This is a genomic window from Keratinibaculum paraultunense (assembly GCF_016767175.1).
Classification (GTDB): domain Bacteria; phylum Bacillota; class Clostridia; order Tissierellales; family Tepidimicrobiaceae; genus Keratinibaculum; species Keratinibaculum paraultunense.
Window position 1 is genome coordinate 1,972,661 of record NZ_CP068564.1, and the last position, 21,531, is coordinate 1,994,191.

17 protein-coding genes and 1 other annotated feature are annotated in these 21,531 nt (G+C 31.0%); of the genes, 1 reads left to right on the top strand and 16 read right to left on the bottom strand.

Features of this window, described 5'->3' with window-relative positions; all coding sequences use genetic code 11:
* Positions 1-16: 16 nt before the first annotated feature.
* The 13 genes from disA to JL105_RS09725 all read right to left on the bottom strand — a co-directional run bounded on the left by disA (position 17) and on the right by JL105_RS09725 (position 14,027).
* Entirely contained in the window at positions 17-1,057 is a 1,041-nt protein-coding gene (gene disA, locus JL105_RS09665) for a DNA integrity scanning diadenylate cyclase DisA (RefSeq protein WP_132028442.1), read from the bottom strand.
* A gap of 80 nt (positions 1,058-1,137) precedes the next feature.
* Positions 1,138-2,526 (bottom strand): DNA repair protein RadA, encoded by a 1,389-nt coding sequence (gene radA, locus JL105_RS09670; RefSeq protein ID WP_132028439.1) that lies wholly within the window; start codon positions 2,524-2,526, stop codon positions 1,138-1,140.
* Between the two features lie 38 nt (positions 2,527-2,564).
* Positions 2,565-5,003 carry an ATP-dependent Clp protease ATP-binding subunit gene (locus JL105_RS09675; protein ID WP_132028436.1) on the bottom strand — a complete coding sequence of 813 codons (2,439 nt, stop codon included), beginning with the start codon at positions 5,001-5,003 and terminating at the stop codon, positions 2,565-2,567.
* Positions 5,004-5,016: 13 nt separating this feature from the next.
* Positions 5,017-6,045 (bottom strand): protein arginine kinase, encoded by a 1,029-nt coding sequence (locus tag JL105_RS09680; protein WP_132028433.1) that lies wholly within the window; start codon positions 6,043-6,045, stop codon positions 5,017-5,019.
* 13 nt (positions 6,046-6,058) lie between these two features.
* On the bottom strand, positions 6,059-6,562 hold the full coding sequence (locus tag JL105_RS09685; protein WP_132028430.1) for a UvrB/UvrC motif-containing protein: 504 nt from the start codon (positions 6,560-6,562) through the stop codon (positions 6,059-6,061).
* 11 nt (positions 6,563-6,573) lie between these two features.
* Positions 6,574-7,035 (bottom strand): CtsR family transcriptional regulator, encoded by a 462-nt coding sequence (locus JL105_RS09690; RefSeq protein WP_132028427.1) that lies wholly within the window; start codon positions 7,033-7,035, stop codon positions 6,574-6,576.
* 175 nt (positions 7,036-7,210) lie between these two features.
* The gene (gene fusA, locus JL105_RS09695; protein WP_132028424.1) at positions 7,211-9,274 is read right to left on the bottom strand and encodes an elongation factor G; all 2,064 of its coding nucleotides are present in this window, start codon (positions 9,272-9,274) and stop codon (positions 7,211-7,213) included.
* A 211-nt stretch (positions 9,275-9,485) separates the two neighbouring features.
* Entirely contained in the window at positions 9,486-10,268 is a 783-nt protein-coding gene (locus JL105_RS09700) for a family 1 encapsulin nanocompartment shell protein (RefSeq protein ID WP_132028421.1), read from the bottom strand.
* An 11-nt stretch (positions 10,269-10,279) separates the two neighbouring features.
* Complete coding sequence (locus JL105_RS09705; RefSeq protein ID WP_132028418.1) at positions 10,280-10,639, bottom strand: encapsulin-associated ferritin-like protein; 360 nt, start codon at positions 10,637-10,639, stop codon at positions 10,280-10,282.
* A gap of 94 nt (positions 10,640-10,733) precedes the next feature.
* The gene (locus tag JL105_RS09710; RefSeq protein WP_132028415.1) at positions 10,734-12,245 is read right to left on the bottom strand and encodes a gluzincin family metallopeptidase; all 1,512 of its coding nucleotides are present in this window, start codon (positions 12,243-12,245) and stop codon (positions 10,734-10,736) included.
* 212 nt (positions 12,246-12,457) lie between these two features.
* Positions 12,458-12,856 carry a hypothetical protein gene (locus JL105_RS09715; protein ID WP_202690506.1) on the bottom strand — a complete coding sequence of 133 codons (399 nt, stop codon included), beginning with the start codon at positions 12,854-12,856 and terminating at the stop codon, positions 12,458-12,460.
* Positions 12,853-13,515, bottom strand: coding sequence for an ABC transporter ATP-binding protein (locus tag JL105_RS09720; RefSeq protein WP_132028407.1), 663 nt, complete (start codon positions 13,513-13,515; stop codon positions 12,853-12,855). Before JL105_RS09720 ends, JL105_RS09715 begins: the two co-directional genes overlap by 4 nt.
* Entirely contained in the window at positions 13,515-14,027 is a 513-nt protein-coding gene (locus JL105_RS09725) for an FtsX-like permease family protein (RefSeq protein WP_132028404.1), read from the bottom strand. Before JL105_RS09725 ends, JL105_RS09720 begins: the two co-directional genes overlap by 1 nt.
* A 99-nt stretch (positions 14,028-14,126) precedes the next feature.
* Between JL105_RS09725 and JL105_RS09730 the strand changes: the two genes are divergently transcribed.
* Positions 14,127-15,271 (top strand): IS3 family transposase gene (locus tag JL105_RS09730; protein WP_132028401.1). Its coding sequence is split into 2 segments (ribosomal slippage): positions 14,127-14,358 and positions 14,358-15,271, totalling 1,146 coding nucleotides; the frame shifts between segments, so codons are not numbered across the junction.
* A 516-nt stretch (positions 15,272-15,787) separates the two neighbouring features.
* Here the strand turns inward: JL105_RS09730 and ileS are convergent.
* The 3 genes from ileS to JL105_RS09745 all read right to left on the bottom strand — a co-directional run bounded on the left by ileS (position 15,788) and on the right by JL105_RS09745 (position 21,526).
* On the bottom strand, positions 15,788-18,895 hold the full coding sequence (gene ileS, locus JL105_RS09735; RefSeq protein ID WP_132028398.1) for an isoleucine--tRNA ligase: 3,108 nt from the start codon (positions 18,893-18,895) through the stop codon (positions 15,788-15,790).
* A 49-nt stretch (positions 18,896-18,944) separates the two neighbouring features.
* Positions 18,945-19,162, bottom strand: a binding site (T-box leader).
* Between the two features lie 53 nt (positions 19,163-19,215).
* The gene (locus tag JL105_RS09740; RefSeq protein ID WP_132028395.1) at positions 19,216-20,202 is read right to left on the bottom strand and encodes a lipoate--protein ligase; all 987 of its coding nucleotides are present in this window, start codon (positions 20,200-20,202) and stop codon (positions 19,216-19,218) included.
* A 31-nt stretch (positions 20,203-20,233) separates the two neighbouring features.
* The gene (locus JL105_RS09745; protein ID WP_132028392.1) at positions 20,234-21,526 is read right to left on the bottom strand and encodes an NAD(P)H-dependent oxidoreductase; all 1,293 of its coding nucleotides are present in this window, start codon (positions 21,524-21,526) and stop codon (positions 20,234-20,236) included.
* Positions 21,527-21,531: the final 5 nt, after the last annotated feature.

Consider the following 21,531-nt stretch of genomic DNA (forward strand, 5'->3'; position numbering starts at 1 on the left):
ATTAAAAATGGAAGGGTTAATAAAATTGTTCCTTATATTTTTTTAACCCTTCCACAATACTCATTGATCTGATTTGCCCTACTCCTTCTACTTGATTTAACTGATTAACTGAAGCATTAATTATATCTTGAAATGAATCAAAGGAGTCTACTACATTTTCGATTACATAATTAGGAATTCGTGGAAGCTTATTAAGTATCCTATATCCTTTTGGATTAACTTTTATATCTAAAGTCTTAAGCCCATCATCGTATCCCAATATATTAGCTATTTTATTTAAATCCAATAACTGTTGTGAACTTAAATTATTAAGTTTATTGTATACATGCATATAATCCTGTTTGCCTTTTACATAATCCCTAACTAAATTTATGCTACCTTTTTCTATACCATCCATCAATTCAATAACTTGCATATTTAATAATCTTCCTTCTACACCTAATTCGGATATATACATATCTATTTCTTTACCAATTCTTAAAACCATTTCCATCTTTTGTATAGTTTTTACTACATCATACAAGGTAGTAGAATTGCGAAATTCTGCAGTAGTTAAAGTATATATAAATTGATCTAATGTCTTCCTATATTTTTCTAGAGTTTGAACTGCTTGATTTGTTTTATTTAATATTTCATTAATATCTTTTAATATATATTTATAGTTACCTTTATAAAGAGTTATTATATTCCTTTTTTTAGAAATAGATATTACCAAAGTATTGGTTTGCTTAGCTACTCTTTCTGCAGTTTTATGTCGGGTACCTGTTTCTTTAGAATCAATATGATGACAAGGAAGCAGTTGGGCATTAGCATATACAATTCGCTTTAAATCACTGCTAAGTATTATAGCACCATCCATTTTAGCCAATTCATATATATTTGAAGAAGTATATTCACAATTTATATAAAAACCTCCATGAACAATATCCAATACTTCCTTTGTATTTCCTACTACTATTAATGCTCCCATTCTTGCATTTATTATATTATCAAGTCCTTCTCTTAAAGGAGTGCCAGGTGCAACAATCCTCAAAGTTTCATATAAATCCATGTTCATATAGTACCCTCCAAGTTTATCTATTTCATAAGATATTATATGATTAATTTAACATTCTAATACAAAAAGCTATATTATCTCTAATATTTATTGTAAAAAACATGGTTTATAACTTCCTGCAAAGTATTCAATTCTACTACCTTAATATTTTCAAATTGTACATTTTTTCTTAAACTATTTTTTGGTATATATACCTTTCTAAATCCCATTCTATCCAATTCTCTAATTCTAGCTTCCATAGAGGGAACTTTTTTTAGTTCTCCAGTAAGCCCCACTTCTGCAATAAATACTACATCACAAGGAATACCTTTGTTTATTACAGAAGATGCTATACTCATTATAACTGCTAAATTTACAGATTGTTCTCTTAATTTTAATCCTCCTGTGGTTTTTATAACCACATTTTTGTCATATAAGACCATATTCCCTCTTTGTTCCAATATGGATATTAAAGTACTTAACTGGTCCCTCCTTAAACATTCCCCAACTCTTGAGGGATAAGGAGTAAAGGAATGAGATACCAAGGATTCTACCTCCACTATGATTAACCTTGAACCTTCTTTTATTACCGATAATGCAGAACCTGGCACTAGTTTTCCTTGTTCCCTCTTGGTTATAAAATATTCAGAAGGATTGTCTATTGGCAGCATTCCTTCTTCTGTCATGGAAAACAATCCTATTTCACCTGTTCTACCAAATCTATTTTTAGTAGCCATTAATGTTCTTAATTCTTCATCACTTTCTCCTTCTAAATATAAAACCGTATCAACCAAATGCTCTAAAGTTCTAAGACCTGCCATTTCATTAGCTTTAGTCATATGTCCTACCATTATTACTGCCCTAGGTCTATTTTGGTTTTTAGCTACATCTACCAATACATTGGCACATTCAATAGTTTGTATAGGAGAGCCTGCCCTAGAATCAAATTCTTCCAAAGAAAAAGTTTGAATACTATCTATAATAATTAAGTCAGGATCAGTTTTTTCAATAGCATCTAATACACTATTCATACTAGTATCAGATAGTATCCAAATACCTTCTGGGATTTGTTTTAATATCCTATTAGCTCTATCACTTATCTGAGTTTCGCTTTCTTCTCCAGAAGCATATAGTACATTATAGCCTTTATTTGCTACATCATTGGATATTTCTAATAGCAAAGTGGATTTGCCTGCTCCTGGTCTAGCGGTTAGTATAGTTACTGAATCCTTTACAATTCCCCCTCCTAATACTCTATTGAACTCTTCCATGCTTGTTCTTATTCTTTTATTTGTATCCACATCTATTGAATAAAGCTTTACTGGTGTAACTTTTCTTTTTTCTAAATGTTTTCCTTTAGTTTTTTTCTCCTTTGTATCTATCTCAATCTCTTCAAAACTATTCCAAGAATTACATTCAGAACATCGTCCCATCCACCGAATACTTTCATATCCACAGTTAGTACATTTAAAAATGGTTTTCTTTTTCATTACATAGAACCTCCAATATAAAGTGGAAACCTACAAGCTTAACTCGTAGGTTCTTTATCAAATGTCAACTTATCATTTTTATAATCTATAACTATATTGTCCTCTTTAGAAACATTTCCTTTTAATATTTCTTCAGCTAGCTGGTCCTCTATCATCTTTGTAATAGTTCTTTCAAGGGGTCTAGCTCCATATTCTGGATCAAAGCCTTTTTTACTTATATAGTCTATAGTGTCTTCTGTAACATTTACATTTATATTTAATTTTTTAAGCCTTTTTTCTAAATCCTTTACCATTATATTTACTATATCTTTAACATCTTCTTCCTTTAAAGAATGAAATACTATTACTTCATCAACCCTATTTAAAAACTCTGGTCTAAAAGTTCGTTTTAATTCTTCCATTATAGTTTCTTTCATTTTTTCATATTCTTCTTTTTCTTCTTCATCTCCTGGAGAAAATCCTAATACATTTTGTTTCTTTATAGATGTTGCTCCTACATTTGAAGTCATAATTATAACAGTATTTTTAAAGTCTACTGTTCTGCCTTTAGAATCTGTCAATCTTCCATCATCTAATATTTGCAATAATATATTGAACACATCAGGATGAGCTTTTTCTATTTCATCAAATAATATCACCGAATAAGGCTTTTTCCTTACTGCTTCTGTCAATTGCCCTCCTTCATCATATCCTACATAGCCTGGTGGTGAACCTATAAGCCTTGAAACAGAATGTTTTTCCATATATTCACTCATATCTATTCTTATCATAGCATCTTCATCACCAAATAAAGCCTCAGCCAAAGCCTTAGCAAGATAAGTCTTTCCAACCCCTGTTGGTCCAACAAATATAAAAGTTCCTATAGGCTTTTTAGGATCCTTTAACCCTACCCTAGCTCTTCTAACAGCATTAGCTACTGAAGATACTGCTTGGTCTTGCCCTACTACCTTTTCATGAAGTATTTCTTCTAAGTTTAACAATTTATTACTTTCTTCTTTAGTCATTTTACTTACAGGAACTCCTGTCCAACTAGATACTACTTGAGCTATTTCATCATATCCTATTACCATATTGGATGTTTGCTTTTCTTTTTCCCATTTAGTTTTTTCCTTTTCAAGTTTCTCTTTTAACTTCTTTTCTTCATCCCTTATTTTTGCTGCCTTTTCATAATTTTGAGTATTTATTGCTTCTTCTTTTTCTTGATTTAGTTCCTCTAATTTTTCTTCTAAATCCTTTAAACCATCTGGTGCTACAAAAGATTTAATTCTTACCATGGAACAAGCCTCATCTATTAAATCTATAGCTTTATCTGGTAAATATCTATCAGTAATATATCTATTGGATAATTCCACTGCCGCTTTAATAGCTTCATCAGAAATTTTTACCCCATGATGAGCTTCATATCTATCCCTTAATCCTTCAAGTATTTTTATGGAATCTTCTACGCTGGGTTCTTCTACCATTATAGGCTGGAATCTTCTTTCCAATGCTGAATCTTTTTCAATGTACTTTCTATATTCATCTATAGTAGTAGCACCTATTATTTGTAATTCTCCTCTAGCAAGTACAGGTTTTAGTATGTTTGATGCATCTATAGCACCTTCTGCCGCACCTGCTCCCACTATAGTATGAAGTTCATCTATGAATAGTATTACATTACCATCTTCCTTTATTTCATTAATCACAGCTTTTAATCTTTCTTCAAATTCTCCTCTGTATTTAGCTCCTGCAAGCATTGCAGGTAAATCCAATGTAACTACTCGTTTGCCCTTTATTATCTCTGGTACTTCTCCTTCTACTATCTTTTGAGCTAATCCTTCTGCTATAGCAGTCTTTCCTACTCCAGGTTCACCAATTAGTACAGGATTATTCTTAGTTCTTCTACTTAGTATTTGAATTACCCTTTCTATTTCCTTGGATCTTCCAATAACAGGATCAATCTTACCTTCTTTGGCTAATTGGGTTAGATCTCTACCATACTTGTCTAAATTAGGTGTATTGCTATTAACTCCTTCCTGAGAAGAAGTGGACTTATGTTGATTATCAGATAACATATTAAATATATTTTGTTTTAACTTTTCTATATCTACGCCTAGTTTTTGTAATACTACTACAGCAACGCCTTCCCCTTCTTCCAATAATCCTAATAATATATGTTCAGTCCCTACATAATTATGTCCTAGATTTCTAGCTGCCAAAAAACTTAATTCAAATATCCTTTTAGTTCTAGGAGTAAAGCCCATAATATCTACTGTATAATTTCCTTTGCCAATAATTTTTATAACTTCATTTCTAGCTGCCTCTAATGTAACTCCCATATTATTAAGAGCTGTAGCTGCAATTCCTTCTCCTTCTGCTAACAATCCCAATAATATATGCTCTGTTCCTACATAGTTATGGCGTAAATTTTTTGCTTCTTCTTGAGCAAGCAATATAGATTTTTGAGCTCGTTCTGTGAATCTTCCAAACATAGCCATATTATTATCCCTCCTATTCTATATGTTTCAATCTTTCTCTTATGATATTTGCTCTCTCTACATCTATTCTTTCATTATCCAACTCCATATTAAACTTCTCTTGAATACTAGCTGGTTGTATTTCTATCATTAATTCAGTAATATCACTAAATTTTATATCTTTAATTATACCCACTTCCATACCTAATCTCACATTAGATAGATGACTCATGGCTTCTTTAGAAGATATAAGTCTAGCATATTTTAAAATGCCTAAAGATCTAAATACCATATTTTCCAATTGATATCTTTGATTGTTAAATAAACTTTCTCTCATATCTCTTTCCTTATTTATTACTTGAATTATTACATTTTTCAATTTTTCTATTATTTTTTCTTCTTTTTCTCCTAAGGTTGTTTGATTAGATATTTGATACAAATTCCCTAAAGCTTCTGTTCCTTCTCCATATAAACCTCTTATAGTCAATCCTATTTTATTCAATCCTTGAATTAAATATCCCATATGCCCTGACATTGCTAATGAAGGAATATGAACCATAGCAGAAGCCCTAAGTCCAGTACCTACATTTGTAGGGCAAGCAGTCAAATAACCAAATTCTTCATGAAACGCAAAGTTTAAGTGATCTTCTAAAAAACTATCCATTTCATTGCTATATTCCCAGCCTTCTTCAAAATTTAATCCTGGAAAAAGTACTTGAATTCTTAAATGATCTTCTTCATTTATCATTACAGTAATTACTTCGTCATCCCTTAACAAAAAACTTCCCATATTAACTTTCTGAACTAATCCTGGACTGATTAAATGTTTTTCCATATAACTAATTCTTTCTATTGGATTTAAATCCCTTATTCTAATAAATTTATAGTTAGATTTATCTGAAAGATTTTTCATTGCATCCAACACTTCTTGAGTTAGTTTTTCAGATTCCTCTATGCTCATTCTATGAGGAAACCTATACCCCTCTAAGTTCCTAGCAATTCTTATTCTAGTGCTAACTACCACATCTTCTTCTGGCCCAGAACCTTCAAACCACTTAGTCATATAAATCACCTCTCTAGCCATCTAACTCTTTTTTTAATTTATTAATTTTATCTCTTACCACTGCTGCTTCTTCAAATGCCTCTTTAGCTACTAACTTTTCCAATTCTTTTTTTAATCTTCCAATCTCTTTTTTAGTTATAATAGTTTTATCTACACCTTTTGGTATCTTTCCTACATGTTCATAATGCCCATGAATTCCTTTAAATAATGGATATAACTGCTCCTTAAAAGTCCTATAACATTCTGGGCAGCCAAACTTTCCTATTTGCTTAAATTCAGCATAACTCAAATTACAGTTAGGACATATAAGATTATTCCCTTCTTCTTTTACTGGTTCACTTTGTAAGCTATCTATCAATCCAGTTAATAATTTATGAAAGGAAAAATTAGTATCAAATTCAAGCTCTTTTTTATACATAGCACATTCTTCACAAAGATGTAATTCTTCCATCTCTCCATTTACTATTTTAGTATAATGTACAGTAGCAGCCCTTTTATTGCAAATTTGGCAAAGCATTTTATCGCCTCCTATTGTCTCATAATAATAAGCAGCATATTTTTAAGTATATCTGCTCTAAGATGATTTTTATCTATCTTTGCATTCCTCAATGCATTATCCTCTATTGCTGCTTTCATCATATATCCTTCTCTTTCAGTAATCACTCCTTCTTCTACTAAACCTTCTATTATATGATATGCTTTGTTCTTTGTTACAGACTTCCCTATAGTATTTACAATTAAATCCTCCATATCCTCGTCTTCTTCAATTCCTACCTTCACTATCTTTATATACCCACCACCGCCTCGCCTACTCTCAATATAATAGCCTTTATAGGGAGTAAATCTAGTGGTAAGTACATAATTTATCTGAGATGGAGCACATCCAAACTGTTCAGCTAATTCATTTCTTCCTATTTCTATTATTCCATCTTCTGCTTCTTCTAACATTTCTTTTATAAACCTTTCTATTAAATTGCTCATTCCTGTCATTGGCTTCACCTCTTTGATTTTGACTTTGACTATCCTTGACCTTCAATTATTATTATAATCTTTTTTTGTTTAAAAATCAACACTAAATAATTTTAGAAACAGTATTACAATCATATGATTATTATAGCTATTATTTATAATTTTAAAAGACCCGAATAATTATTCGGGTCTTTTATTATTCTTTTTCTGCTTTTGCTTCCTCTATTATAGCTTCAGCAATATCCGATGGTACTTCTTCATATCTTGCAAATTCCATAGTAAAACTTCCCCTAGCTTGAGTCATACTTCTTAAATCTATTGCATATTGAAATAATTCTGCTTGAGGGGCTTCTGCTATAATGAGTTGAGAGCCGTCAGGTTGTGGCTCCATACCTAATATTCTACCTCTACGTTTGTTCATATCTCCCATTACATCACCCATATATTCTTCAGGAACTAATATTTCTAGGTGCATTATAGGTTCTAATAATACAGGATTAGCTTCTTGCATTCCTTTTTTAAATGCAAGAGATGCTGCTATTTTAAATGCCATTTCATTAGAGTCTACTGGATGATAAGAACCATCAAATAATGTAGCTTTTACATTAACTACTGGATAACCTGCAAGAACTCCTTTTTCTAACGATTCTCTCAAACCTTTTTCCACAGCTGGAAAGAAATTCTTAGGTACTGCTCCTCCAAATACCTCTTCTTCAAATACAAAATCTTCCTCTGTCGGCTCAAATCTTATATAAACATCTCCATATTGTCCAGCACCACCAGATTGTTTCTTATGTTTCCCCTGAACACTAGAAGTTCCTTTAATAGTTTCTCTATATGCAACTTTAGGAGTAGTTAAAACCACATCAACTCCAAAATTATTTTTTAATTTATCCTTTATAACTGTCAATTGCATATTCCCTTGACCGCCAATCAATAGCTGTTTTGTTTCCGAATTTCTTTCAATTATGAAGGTAGGATCTTCTTCAACAAGTTTTCGTAAAGATGAACTTATTTTTTCTTCGTCCCCTTTGGATTTAGGCTCTACTGCAAAATATAATGTTGGTTGTGGGTATTCTATCCTTGGATATAATATTGGATCAGATTTGCTGCATATAGTATCCCCTGTTTGAGTTATTTGAAGTTTAGATGTAGCACCAATATCACCAGCTAATATTTCAGGTACATCTATTTGATTCTTTCCTCTTAAAACAAATAGTCCCCCTAATTTTTCAGTTGTATCCTTACTAGCATTGTATATCTCATCATCTTTTGTAATTTTCCCCGATATTACCTTAAATAAGGAAAGTTTCCCAACGAATGGATCTACAATTGTTTTAAATACTATAGCTGAAAATGGTTCATTTACATCTACTTTTCTTTCTACTTCTTCATCGCCTTTTTTACCTACATAAGGCCCTACTTCTGTTGGATTAGGCATATAATTTTTAGCTACATTTAATAGATAATCTATTCCCACGGCATTCTCTGCCGAACCTACTATTAAAGGTACTAAATCCCCGTTCATTATTGAAAGTTTTAATCCTTTTCTTATCTCATCTATTGTAAATTCTTCTCCTTCAAAATATTTTTCCATCAATTCCTCATCAGTTTCTGCAACTTTTTCCATCAACGATTCATTTATTGAAGCAATATCATCTTGTAATCCTGCTGGTATATCTATTTTTTTTGCGTCTTTACCATCGTATTCATAAGCTATTTCATCTATTGTACTCACAAAACCTTTGAAATTCTCAGCTTCTCCTATAGGTAATGTAAAAGGTATTACTTTGTCTCCAAAATAATCTTTAATATTATTTAAATTTTTTTCAAAATTAACATTTTCCTTATCCATTTTATTTAAAAAAATCATCTTTGGAATATTATGTTCTTCTGTATATTTCCATGCTTTTTCAGTTCCAACTTCTACACCTGAAGAAGCATCTATTAATAAAATAGCCCCTTCACTTGCCCTTAATGCACCATACATTTCTCCTGCAAAATCAAAATATCCAGGAGTATCTAAAAAATTATACTTTATATCCTGCCACTCTGTTGGAATTACAGATGTTCCAATTGATACCTTCCTTGCAATTTCTTCTTTATCAAAATCAGATACAGTATTTCCATCATCCACTTTACCCTGTCTTTTAATTACACCTGTAACATATAATATTGCCTCTGTTAAAGTTGTCTTTCCACTACCACTGTGACCTATCAAGCTCAAATTTCTAATTTTGTCTGATTCATATACTTTCATTGATATTTTCCCCCTTAACCAGCATTTTTGTTTATGTAAAAATATTTATAACTATCCTTATAGATTATATCATGAAATTCACATTTATCATAGTATTTTTTATTGTTAGAACAATTATACATATTTAATGTCTAATCTTATTAATAACATAAAAATTTAAAAGGGCTAATTAGCCCTTTTAAATAAATTATATGACTAGATATATTCTATTTTATACATTATATTTTATTATAATGCTTGGATCTAATACTCTAAAGGTAAAGGATTCAGTAATGAAAAATCTTACTTTTTTATTATCATTATATTGATAACCAATGGATAAATCTTCTCCTAAGGTTAATTCTAAATCCTCATGGTTATAAGGAACCAATAATGCACCATCTAACACATGACTATATATAATCTTATGCCCTATTAATTCTTCTATTCTTCTTTTTAAAGGATATCCAGTTTCTACAGATATAATCCTCTTATAAGCTTCATCTCCAACTATTAAACTAAAGGGACCTTCTTGATAAACTTTTTTAAGTTTTATCAATCCTGTAGCAATAGAATCCATTATTTCCTTAGGATTGTCTCCAAATGAAATAGCATCTTCTGCAGCTTGAATCATTCCCTTTATGTGTGCATCTTCCAATCCATTGTATATTGCATTTTCTTCAAATAGAGCAATTTTCTTAGCTGCTTCCTCTAATGGTTCATAATCTACATCTTTTGCTCCCCTTAAAATATTATCAAGTTCCCATCTGTCTATTTCAAATTCTACTCTAGCCTCTGTCAATGGCAATACATTATAGGTGCCATATCGAACATCTCCATGTTCTTTTATTTCTCCTAATCTTCCTTCAGATATTACATTGTATTCTAATCCTTTAGACCCTTCTACTCTAACTACTTTTCTAGCAGATAAATAAGTTTTAAAAACTTCCATCAATCTATCTTCTATTTCTTCCCAAGCCTCTTTAGTTATTGGTGCAAGTTCTTTATAATACATACTTTCCCTCCTTATTTTAAATCTCCCACATTTAATCTAGATTTAGCTCCTGTATTTTCACTTTCTGCATCCTCACCCATAGCTTCTTCTTCTATACTAGTAATTGGACCTTCTGTAAATAAGTAAGTTCTCAACTCATCATCCCATACTGACATATTTCTCCTTAACCACTCTAATGTCATACATGCATGTTCTATTTCTTCATCTCTATTATGTGCCATAATAGCTTTTAATTCTTCATCATTTGTTGCCACTACCCTTTGATTATACCAATCTATAGCTTCTACTTCTTCCTTTAAACTATTTAATGCTCTTACTATATCCATTGCCTTTTCATCTAATAATTCTACTGGTTCATGATATTGACTCATACATATCCCTCCTATTTTTCATGCTATATTACTATTACCCAATTTCCGTTAAATAATCTCAGTTTTTTTAATTTCATTGACAAATTTATGTGTTTCAAAAGTACCACTTTAGAGAAAATTCTTCTCCACTTATACGCTTAAATAATTCCTCATATTTGTATAATCCTGAAGGTTTGATTACATTCTCTATTAGAAATTCCCCAAATTCCTTTGGTTTTTCAGATATGGAATTAACACCATAATCTCTACAAAATACCTTTCTTAACATTTCACAGGTTACATCCCCCATGAAATAGTTGTGCATATATATAGGATGGGTAGTGTAATGAATTCTATATCCAAAAGGAGGAGCTTCATTGTATGGTTTGTCACCAAATAATTCTTCATAGGTTTTAAAATATAAATCATATATGTCTTCTATAGAATCTATATCATTTCTATATAATGCATGGTCAAAAAATATATTCCCTATAAATCTTAAATAACTAAGCTTTTCATATTGAGCCATTTCTTTAAATTCTTCCTCCACATCATCACTAAAGAAATTTTTATAGAACAGTTCATCATACAAAAAACCACCAAATAGATTAGCTATACCTTCTGTTATTATTCCACTTATCCCTTTATTCAATATTATTTCACTAGGGTCTTGTAAAAAAGAATGAACTCCATGACCTGTTTCATGTAATAAAACTTTATATTCACTATACTGATTTTTTACATTTGCAAGTATTCTAGAATCTTTCCCAGTTTCTATAGGAAAGTTATAACCCCATTCAGATTTATTTCTTCTTGGAAATATATCATAAGTTAAATTATATTCATCTATATTTATCCCAAAATTTATGAAAAAGTCTCTAATTGCATCATAATAGTTAGACATATCTACAGTTGTATTTAACGAAGGAGATATTTGAGATTTTACATATTCTTCATCCCAAGGAAACATCTCCTCTTCATGAATATACTTATTAGCATATTGGCTTCTTCGTTCATTTAATAAATCAATATATTCTTCTAACTCTTCCTTCCAACCACTAAATATATCTGGACTAAGTTCATCTTTTTCCAACTGATATTCTACAAAATCCTCTGAACCACAAGCTTTAGCTAGTTGTTTCCGTAAATTTATAAGTTCAATAAAACCTCCATCTACTAGAGCTTCATTTATCTGATTCCTCACAAAATATGCTTTCTTTCTAAACTTTCTATCCTCTTCTTTAGAAAGTATCTGATCAATTTCTACTGAAGTTATTTCTTTACCATCCATATTAAATCTAAAAGTATTTAAAATTCTAGATAAATCATTAGTCTTTTTTGAAATTTCTAAATTTAACTCATTTATTTCTTTACTTAAATGATATGGTTTAAATATATTATATGCTATTTCCATTCTTCTGTTATTTATAGGATCTAAATCCTTTTCTTTATATTCACACACTATTTCATAGTTTTTTTCATCTTGTAAAAAATCCATAATCTCCTTATGAGCTTCTTCAATTCCAAAATCGTATCCTGTAGTATATTGAACCCAGCCTAATTTACTCGCTTTTACTTGTAATTTTTCCAATTCTTGAAATAACTGATTAACTTTCTCAATAGTCATACTAAAACCTCCTTCAATTTATTCGTTATATTCATTATATCATTAGAGACTCGAAATGATAAGTAAAAAAATAGGGCTGTGGCAAAACTAATTAATTGTAAGCGTAAAATAAAAGATGTATTGTATGATTATCTAGGTATGCGTGCTCCTATGGAGGTTTATAAACAATATCTAACAGCGTAAGCATATTATCTTTGTGAAAAAACTGTAAATTATTTCACTGAAATTTTAAAAGATCCCTCTGTATCTCCATAGCAATCTACAATGGCTGTCCATTCGGTAGAATGTTCATCAGTTAACGTTATCTTTTTATCAACCACGCCCTCTATACTGTAATTGTAGAGTTTTTCTTCTTCTCCGTTTCTGTTAATAATCTGAATATCAATTTTCCCTGAACTCGTTTGTCCTGTAATAGAAATTTCAGAACTATCTTCTGTTACTTCTAACTCCTTTTCATAATGACTATATTCTTCCTCAAATTCTTCTTGATAGAAATTCATCGAATAAGAAAAAGTTGGATTTTCTGATGAATCATCAGAATTACCACATGCATTTAAAATACTACATGACAACGCTATTATACATAAGATACTAAAAAGTCTTTTTTTCATTGAGAAATCCTCCCGTCTAATATAGTAATAATTCTTTTTGCATAGCTCGCAACAATAGGATCGTGTGTAACTAGAATAATAGTTTTCCCATCTTTATTTAAGTTTCTTAAGAGTTCCATAAGCTCAATACCTGTTTTTTGGTCTAATGCCCCAGTTGGCTCATCAGCAAGAATAATATCTGCACCACTGACTAACGCCCTTGCAAGAGCTATTCTTTGTTGCTGTCCTCCTGACATTTGCTTTGGAAGTTTATCGAGCTGTGCTTCAATTCCTAACTGTTTTGCAATCTCTGAAACCCTTTTCCGCCTTTCTGCGAAGGAAACCTTTCTATTTACAAGCGGAAGTTCTATATTTTCATAGGCTGTGTATTTTTCCATTAAAGCAAAGTTTTGAAATACAAATGTAATCTTGCTGTTTCTTATTTTGCTTAATCCGTTTGAATTTAATTTAGAAATAACATCATTATCAAGAGTATATGTTCCACTAGTGGCTGTGTCCATGCAACCGATAATATTTAATAATGTGGATTTACCAGAACCAGACGCTCCCATAATTGCTACAAACTCACCCTTTTCAATAGTCAAAGATACGTCTTTTAATGCTTCTATGACTACATCATCAAATTTATAAATTTTTGAGATGTTTTCTAGCTTTATCATCAATCTTCCTCCTTTATAAGTTCTACGGGATTGTATCGTGCTAAGATTGTTACAGGAATAAGTAAAACAACTGCAACAAGAAAAAGTATAAGCAAAATAAGCCCTATTAAAGATGTAGAACATAGGGTCTTAATATAAATTTCTTGAAAACTGCTTATCGCTGTGTTCTTATAATTGAAATAGCTATACACAAAAGCGATTACTCCGGCAATCACATTTAAAATCAATATTTCAAAACAAAGAGAAAAAATGATTTGTCGCTTCGTTGTACCAAAAGCAATCCTTATACCGTACTCTTTCTTCTTCAACAATACCGTTACACATAACGTTGAAATCATAGAAATTATAGAGCAGATTAACACCATAACAGCAAAGAAAAAATTTAAACGTAGAATTTGATAATTGTCTTGTTTCCATTGGTCTATAAAATCACTAATACTCGTTATTCTCAATTTAATGCCTAGTTGCAACGCCTTTTTGGAAACACTTTCCTTTATATCTTGCTCGCTCATAATGAATATTTTTCCGACTGTGGATGATGTTAGTATATAAGTATGGACACAAAATAAGGTTTTCTATATACTAAACTTTAAGGAAGGAAGTGTCCATAAATGTCTAAGAGGAAAACTTATACAGATGAATTTAAAACAATGATTGCAGAATTAGTATTATCAGGAAAGCCAGTTAAAGAAGTAGCGGACGAATATAGCCTAAGCCAAAGCACAATACGAGGCTGGGTAAATAAGAAAGCCCCAATTGAAGTAGAAGGAAACACTACAAATCTGGAAGAAATTCTAAAGATTAAAAAGGAAAATGCAAGGCTCAAGGAGGAAAATGAAATATTAAAAAAAGCTATGGCTATATTCGTCACCAAGTAAATCCTGATAATATATATGAAATAATAAAAGATAATTCTGACACACACAGCATAGATACTATGTGTAAGGTACTAGATTACCCAAGAAGTACCTATTATGACAAACAAAAAGAGAAACCTGAAAACAAGTGGAAAAAGGTAAATAAAAAACTACAAGAAGATATTTTAGAAATATATAATGAAAGCAATAAAGTCTATGGCGCCCCCAAAATCCGTGAAAAATTGAAGGAGAAAGGTTATAAAAATATCAGCATCAAAAGGGTTCAGAGGCATATGAAAAAATTAGGTATTAGATCCATTGTAGTTAAAAAATATAGACCAAATTCTACTAAAAAGGTTTATGAGGAAGGTGAAAACCTCCTAAATAGGGACTTTAGCACCACAAAAATAAACGAAAAATGGGTAGCTGATATTACATATATCCATACTCAAAAAGATGGATGGACTTATTTAGCATCTATCTTAGATTTGCATACTCAAAAAATAGTAGGATATAGTTTTTCAAAGACCATGGATACCTCCTTAGTACTAAGGGCATTAGATAATGCAATTACTACCCAAAGACCCAGTAAGGGTCTAATTATACATTCAGATAGAGGTTCACAATATACATCAAAAGAATATCGTAAAGCAGTAGAAACAAAGGAATTTAGATTATCATATAGTGCTAAAGGTTGTCCCTATGACAATGCTTGTATAGAAAGTTTTCATGCAGTACTTAAAAAAGAATGTGTATACCTTAACACATTTATAGATTATAATCATGCTAGATTTGTATTATTTCAATATATAGAAGGATTTTATAATAGAAAAAGGATTCACTCATCAATTAATTACATGACTCCAGATGCATACGAGAATTTATGTAGGGCATCATAGCTTGCTTTAGATTTTAAGCCTGAGGGGAAACTAGCCACCCGTAGGGCTTGCCCTTGATAAACTAATGAATAAATGCTACAATGCCCATCACGAAGGCAAAATATTATAGCTTGCTTTGAGTTTGTCGCCTTCGGGTGAAAATTTCAAAGCATTTATGAATGGTTTGTCAAGGGTGGCGGGGAATCACCAGAAAACTTAAATTTTTGTCCAAAGTATTGACATAGATCCACTCCTAGTCATTTTGCCAATCTTACAAAACACCGCCCTTATGTAAACGCTCCGTTATTCTTTAGCATTGAAAGAATCAACAGCGTATTCTACGGTGTTACTGGAATTGTCGATGGACTTGCTTCGGTATTAAAATTCATTTTTAGTTATAAATTTTGATTATTTAGTATAGTATTAAATACACATGTTAGGTTATTTTTCATAATATAATTATATCGCAAAAGCCTCACTAAATCTAATAGATTTAGTGAGGCTTTTGTCTAGAGGCTATTTTGCAACAGCCCCATTTTATATTCTTTCTAGTTTTATTCCTGTCATATGCCCGTTTAAATCATATTGTTCAAAGGAACTATCTTGTACTCTTTTAATGGATTTAGCCAATGTCTCTTCCTTTATATAATCTTCATATAAGCTTACTGCTTTTGCAATTTCATCATCGCCATCATAATATATATTTATATTGTCTAACACTTCATATCCATTATTTTTCCTTATTTGCTGTACCTTTGATATAAACTCCCTTGCATATCCTTCATTTAACAAATCCTCTGTAAGGGTAGTATCTAATATCACAAATAAATTGTTATCCCTAGCTACATCAAACCCTTCTTTTGGTGATATAGTAACCATTATATATTCTTTTGGAATTTCTACATCTTCTCCATCTAAATTTAATACTAAAGTTTCACCAGATTCTAATTTTTCAACGGTTTCATGAGGATCTAATTGATTTAATACTTTGCTAAAGGATTTTATTTTTGACTCTAATATAGGTCCTGCTACTTTGAAATTTGGTTTTAATGTATAATTCATGTATTGACTTAAATCTTCTTCAAATTTTACTTCCTTTACATTTAATTCTTCTTTAATTAGTGGAACTAAATCGCTAATTTTTTGTTCATATTTTCTATCTATTAATACACTATTTAATGGCTGTCGTACCTTTATCTGAACTGATTCCCTGGAAGCTCTACCAAGCCTTACTAAATCTCTTACCAAATCCATCTTTTCTTCTAGTTCTATATCTATTAGCTCTTCATTACATTCTGGATAATAGTCTAAATGTACTGATTCTTTATCAGTTAAATTCCTATAAAGTTCCTCAGCTGTAAAAGGTACAAAAGGTGCTATCATCTTACTTAAACCCACTAGTATTTCATAGGTAGTATTATAAACTGCTCTTTTATTATCATCTAATTCTGTAGACCAAAATCTTCTTCTTGTACGTCTAATATACCAATTAGATAAATCTTCAATTGCAAATTCTTGTATTGCCCTTACAACTTTAGTCAATTCAAATATTTCCATATCCTCTTTTACTTGTTTTATCAAATTATTATACTTGGAAAGAATCCATCTGTCAATTTCTTCCCTTTCTTCATAAGGAATAAAAAATTCCCTTGGATCTATATCATCGGTATTGGCATATAATGAGAAAAAGTTGTATACATTCCTAACACTCCTAAAGAATTTACTTTCTACTTCTCTTAACCCTTCTTCATCAAATTTTGTAGGAGTCCATGGTGGTGATACATATACTAAATACCACCTTAATACATCTGCACCATATTTATCAAATAAATCAAAGGGATCTACTGTATTCCCTCTGGATTTTGACATTTTCTTCCCATCTTTATCTAGTATTAAATCATTTACCAATACATTTTTATAAGGTGATATTCCTGTTACAAATGTAGATATAGCAAGTAATGAGTAGAACCATCCTCTAGTTTGATCTATCCCTTCACAAATAAAATCTGCTGGGAAAAGTTTATCAAAGTTTTCCTTGTTTTCAAAAGGATAATGATATTGTGCAAAAGGCATTGCTCCACTATCAAACCAAACATCCACTACATCTTTTTCTCTATTCATGATTCCACCACATTTTTCACATCTAAAATGAACTTCATCTACATAAGGTCGATGTAATTCAATAGTTTCATCTATTTCTTCTATAGCTTTATCCACTAATTCCTTTATGGACCCTACACTTTCAATATGTCCACAATCTTCACATCGCCATATAGGCAGCGGTGTCCCCCAATATCTGCTTCTAGATATAGCCCAATCATTTAAGTTCTCTAACCAATTTCCAAATCTCTTCTCTCCAACATAATCTGGATACCAGTTAACTTTTTTGTTGTTTTCTATAAGCTTATCCTTTAGTCTTGTTATCTCTATATACCAACTAGGTTTTGCATAGTATAGTAACGGAGTATGACATCTCCAACAGTGAGGGTAATTATGCTCTATTCTTTGCTTTTTATATAACTTACCATTTTCTTTTAGCCATTGTATTATCTCTGGATCTGCATCCATTACAAATTTACCCTTCCAAATAGTGTCGGTAAATTTTCCTTCATCATCTACTGGTTGTAATACTGGTAGATTATATTTTACTCCTGTTTTATAGTCATCTTCACCAAAGGCTGGTGCTGAATGAACTATTCCTGTACCATCTTCCATAGTTACATAATCTCCTAATGTAACAAAAAAAGCTTTTTTATTCTCATCAACTTTTATAAATGGAATTAACTGTTCGTATTCCATATATTCTAATTCTTTTCCCTTGTATTCTTCTAATACTTCATAATCCTCTCCTAATACTTCATCAGCTAAAGCTTTCCCAACATAATATATTTCATCATTTTGTTTTACTTTCAAGTATATTTCCTCTGGATTTACAGTAAGGCATACATTACTTGGCAATGTCCAAGGAGTAGTAGTCCAAGCAAGGAAGTACTCATCTTTGTCCTTTACTTTAAATTTTACTACTACCGTATCTGTCTTTATTGTTTCATAACCTTGAGCTACCTCATGAGATGCTAATCCAGTACCACAGCGAGAACAGTAAGGTAGTATTTTATGCCCTTCATATATAAATCCTTCTTTAAAAAATTTATCCAATATCCACCATACAGTTTCAATATAGTAATTTTCTAAAGTAATATAAGGATTATCCAAATCTATTGCATATCCCATTCTAATGGTCATTTCTCGCCATAATTTTTCATATTGAAATACTGATTCTTTACATTTTTTATTGAATTTTTCAATTCCATAATCTTCTATTTCCTGCTTGTTTTTTAAATTTAATTTTTTTTCTACTTCAATTTCCACTGGAAGACCATGAGTATCCCAACCTGCTTTTCTCTTAACCTGATAACCTTCCATAGTTTTATATCTACACACTAAATCCTTTAATGTTCTAGACATTACATGATGAATACCAGGTTTCCCATTGGCTGTTGGAGGCCCTTCATAAAATATAAAAGGCTTGTTTTCACTTCTGGTATCTATAGATTTATGAAGAAGATCTATTTCTTCCCAATATTTTGAGATTTCTCTTTCCCTTTCACTTACTGGTTTGGTAGATAGTTCTTTAAATCTAGTCAAATTCTCTCATCCTTTCTATTTTGATTATATAAAAAATCCCTAAGCAAAGCTTAGGGACGGATTTCCGCGGTACCACCCAAATTATAAGACAAAAAATACTTGTCTTATCACTCATTTAGTATAACGCCTTAGGCGTAGTATCTTACTGATATTTCAGATACCATGCTCCGAGGTGATGTTCATAAAGAGCTTACTGATGATTTTCCACCAAATAATCATCTCTCTGTAAGTAATGCTCTTTATTACTGTCCTCATCCTAGCATTTATATTGTTATATTTTGAGTACTAATATACAACAAAACAGCTCCCTTTGTCAAGTTTTATATTATACATTGCATTAATTCATCTTTAGATATACCAGAAAAATAATATCCCACATCTATGGTATTTAATACTTTTTCAATTTCATCTTCTTTATATTTTATACCTTTAAATTTTTCCTCAATATCAGAAATTTCCCCACCACCAAAGAAATCGCCATAAAATTTCAATTCATTTATCCTACCATTTTCAACATATATTTTGGTTTCCACCTTGCCTGCAGGAAATCTTTTTGATTTACTTATATTAAATTTAGGAGATTTTCCAAAATTCCACTCCCAAGTAGAATATCTTTCTTCCATTAATTTATTTATATTAGCATAATCTTCCTCAGTCAATTTATATTCTTTTATTTTACTATCTTTTTTAAACATATGCTCTAATAACAATTGTTTAAAATCTTCTACCGTAATCTTTTCATCCAAATAATCTATTATATTTGTAACCCTACTTCTAACGGATTTTACCCCTTTGGATTCAATTTTATCCTTGGATACCTTTAGTGCTTTACTTAAAACAGTTAAATCTGTATCAAATAGTATGGCACCATGATGAAGAACCTTTCCTTTTTTCATGTATTGAGCATTTCCACAAAACTTTTTCCCATCTATTGTTATATCATTTCTTCCAGTAAATTCTGCTTTTACTCCTAGCTTATCCAATACTTCTATTACTGGTTTAGAAAAAGCTTCAAAATTAAAGGAAGAGCTTCCTTTACTCTTTGATATTATGGTATAATTTAAATTCCCTAAATCATGATATACTGCACCACCACCAGATAACCTTCTAACCACATGAATATTATTTTCTTTAACATAATCAAGATTTATCTCTTCTATAGTATTTTGATTCTTTCCAACGATTATAGCAGGTTCATTTATCCATAGTAAAAATATTTCGTCAAATTGATTTAAATTGTCAAATACATATTGCTCTAATGCAAGGTTAAACTGAGGTCTATTGTCTTCATTCTTTATATATATCATAATTTACTACCTCCATTATTTATTATTTAATTTATCCTATTTGTTCCTCCTGTAACTTTCTCAATTTATATATGCTTTTACTAGTATCTAGCTCTATCATATCGTAGGTGATAAATTCGCCTTTTTTAATATCCTTCAATACCTTGGTGTTTTCATCTATAAGTCCTATGGGAACCAAATTTTCTTTTTTTGCTATTTCGTGTTCCTCTATACTTCCGTATACAGTATATCCTCCAATTCTATCCAATCTTTCACCTGCCTTTAAATCTCTTTTAGCAACTGTTACCGTATCGGCTATAACTCCTTCTGTTGGTGCTATAGTAGCTCTATTATTTACACAAGCTTCATATATAGTATTAGGAGTTTCTAAACTAGTAAGATGATAAGGTCTATATAGCACATAGTTGGGTCCAGGACCCATGTTTAAATATTCTAATTGTTTATGGATTTCCTCTAAATTTGTTGTGAATATTAAAAATACTCCTGGTGCAATTCCTCTTACATAATCCACTATTTTATATTTATTTAATATACCACCTTCTTCTTTTAATTTAAAAATATTAGTTAAATTATCTATATTACTTTCAACACCATGTCCTCCGCTAACATCAGGAACAAATCCTGTAGCATTAGCCATACAGGTCATCTCTATCATGGTGTTTGTCCCATCTATAAAAGCTGCTAACATATGAGGTTTTAAATCCTTCCTTAGGGCTTCTTCATATACAGTATCTGGATTTGCATCTAAATCTATTGGATTATTCTTACCCTTGCCAATTACCAATACTTCAAATCCTAACCCTACTGCAAAATCATACAATTCCATCACTGCCCCTGGCTCATCCCCAGCAGTTCCCGTATATATCACACCTGCCTCTTGAGCCTGTTTATACAGTATAGGGCCTACTACTGAATCCGCCTCTACATTTAACATTATTATATGCTTTTTATTTTCAATAGCATCTAAGGATAATTTTGCTCCTACTTCTGGCACTCCTGTGGCATCTACTACTGCTTGAATTCCATAGGCTTTAGCTGCTAAATCCATGTATTCACTTACTGCATATTTACCTCTTTCTAATGCAAAATTTATATCTTTTAAAGAATTAGATACAATTATATCATCTTCTCTAATCCCTGCAGATAAAAGAGCATATAATGCTTTTTTTACATTTCGATTTATAACAAGAGCAGGCACCATGCCTTTTATCCTTGTCATTTGATTTACAAGTCCTTTGCCCATCTTTCCTGCCCCAACTATAGCTACTTTAATTGAATTTTTTTCATTGGCTAATTTAATTAGTCTTTTGTTCATACTCGACATAGTAT

Bases quoted from the DNA above. Each gene is read 5' to 3' on its own strand.
- disA (WP_132028442.1), bottom strand. From the start codon at position 1,057: ATGAACATGGATTTATATGAAACTTTGAGGATTGTTGCACCTGGCACT.
- radA (WP_132028439.1), bottom strand. From the start codon at position 2,526: ATGAAAAAGAAAACCATTTTTAAATGTACTAACTGTGGATATGAAAGT.
- JL105_RS09675 (WP_132028436.1), bottom strand. From the start codon at position 5,003: ATGGCTATGTTTGGAAGATTCACAGAACGAGCTCAAAAATCTATATTG.
- JL105_RS09680 (WP_132028433.1), bottom strand. From the start codon at position 6,045: ATGACTAAGTGGTTTGAAGGTTCTGGGCCAGAAGAAGATGTGGTAGTT.
- JL105_RS09685 (WP_132028430.1), bottom strand. From the start codon at position 6,562: ATGCTTTGCCAAATTTGCAATAAAAGGGCTGCTACTGTACATTATACT.
- JL105_RS09690 (WP_132028427.1), bottom strand. From the start codon at position 7,035: ATGACAGGAATGAGCAATTTAATAGAAAGGTTTATAAAAGAAATGTTA.
- fusA (WP_132028424.1), bottom strand. From the start codon at position 9,274: ATGAAAGTATATGAATCAGACAAAATTAGAAATTTGAGCTTGATAGGT.
- JL105_RS09700 (WP_132028421.1), bottom strand. From the start codon at position 10,268: ATGTATTATAAAGAACTTGCACCAATAACTAAAGAGGCTTGGGAAGAA.
- JL105_RS09705 (WP_132028418.1), bottom strand. From the start codon at position 10,639: ATGAGTCAATATCATGAACCAGTAGAATTATTAGATGAAAAGGCAATG.
- JL105_RS09710 (WP_132028415.1), bottom strand. From the start codon at position 12,245: ATGACTATTGAGAAAGTTAATCAGTTATTTCAAGAATTGGAAAAATTA.
- JL105_RS09715 (WP_202690506.1), bottom strand. From the start codon at position 12,856: ATGAAAAAAAGACTTTTTAGTATCTTATGTATAATAGCGTTGTCATGT.
- JL105_RS09720 (WP_132028407.1), bottom strand. From the start codon at position 13,515: ATGATAAAGCTAGAAAACATCTCAAAAATTTATAAATTTGATGATGTA.
- JL105_RS09725 (WP_132028404.1), bottom strand. From the start codon at position 14,027: ATGAGCGAGCAAGATATAAAGGAAAGTGTTTCCAAAAAGGCGTTGCAA.
- JL105_RS09740 (WP_132028395.1), bottom strand. From the start codon at position 20,202: ATGATATATATAAAGAATGAAGACAATAGACCTCAGTTTAACCTTGCA.
- JL105_RS09745 (WP_132028392.1), bottom strand. From the start codon at position 21,526: ATGTCGAGTATGAACAAAAGACTAATTAAATTAGCCAATGAAAAAAAT.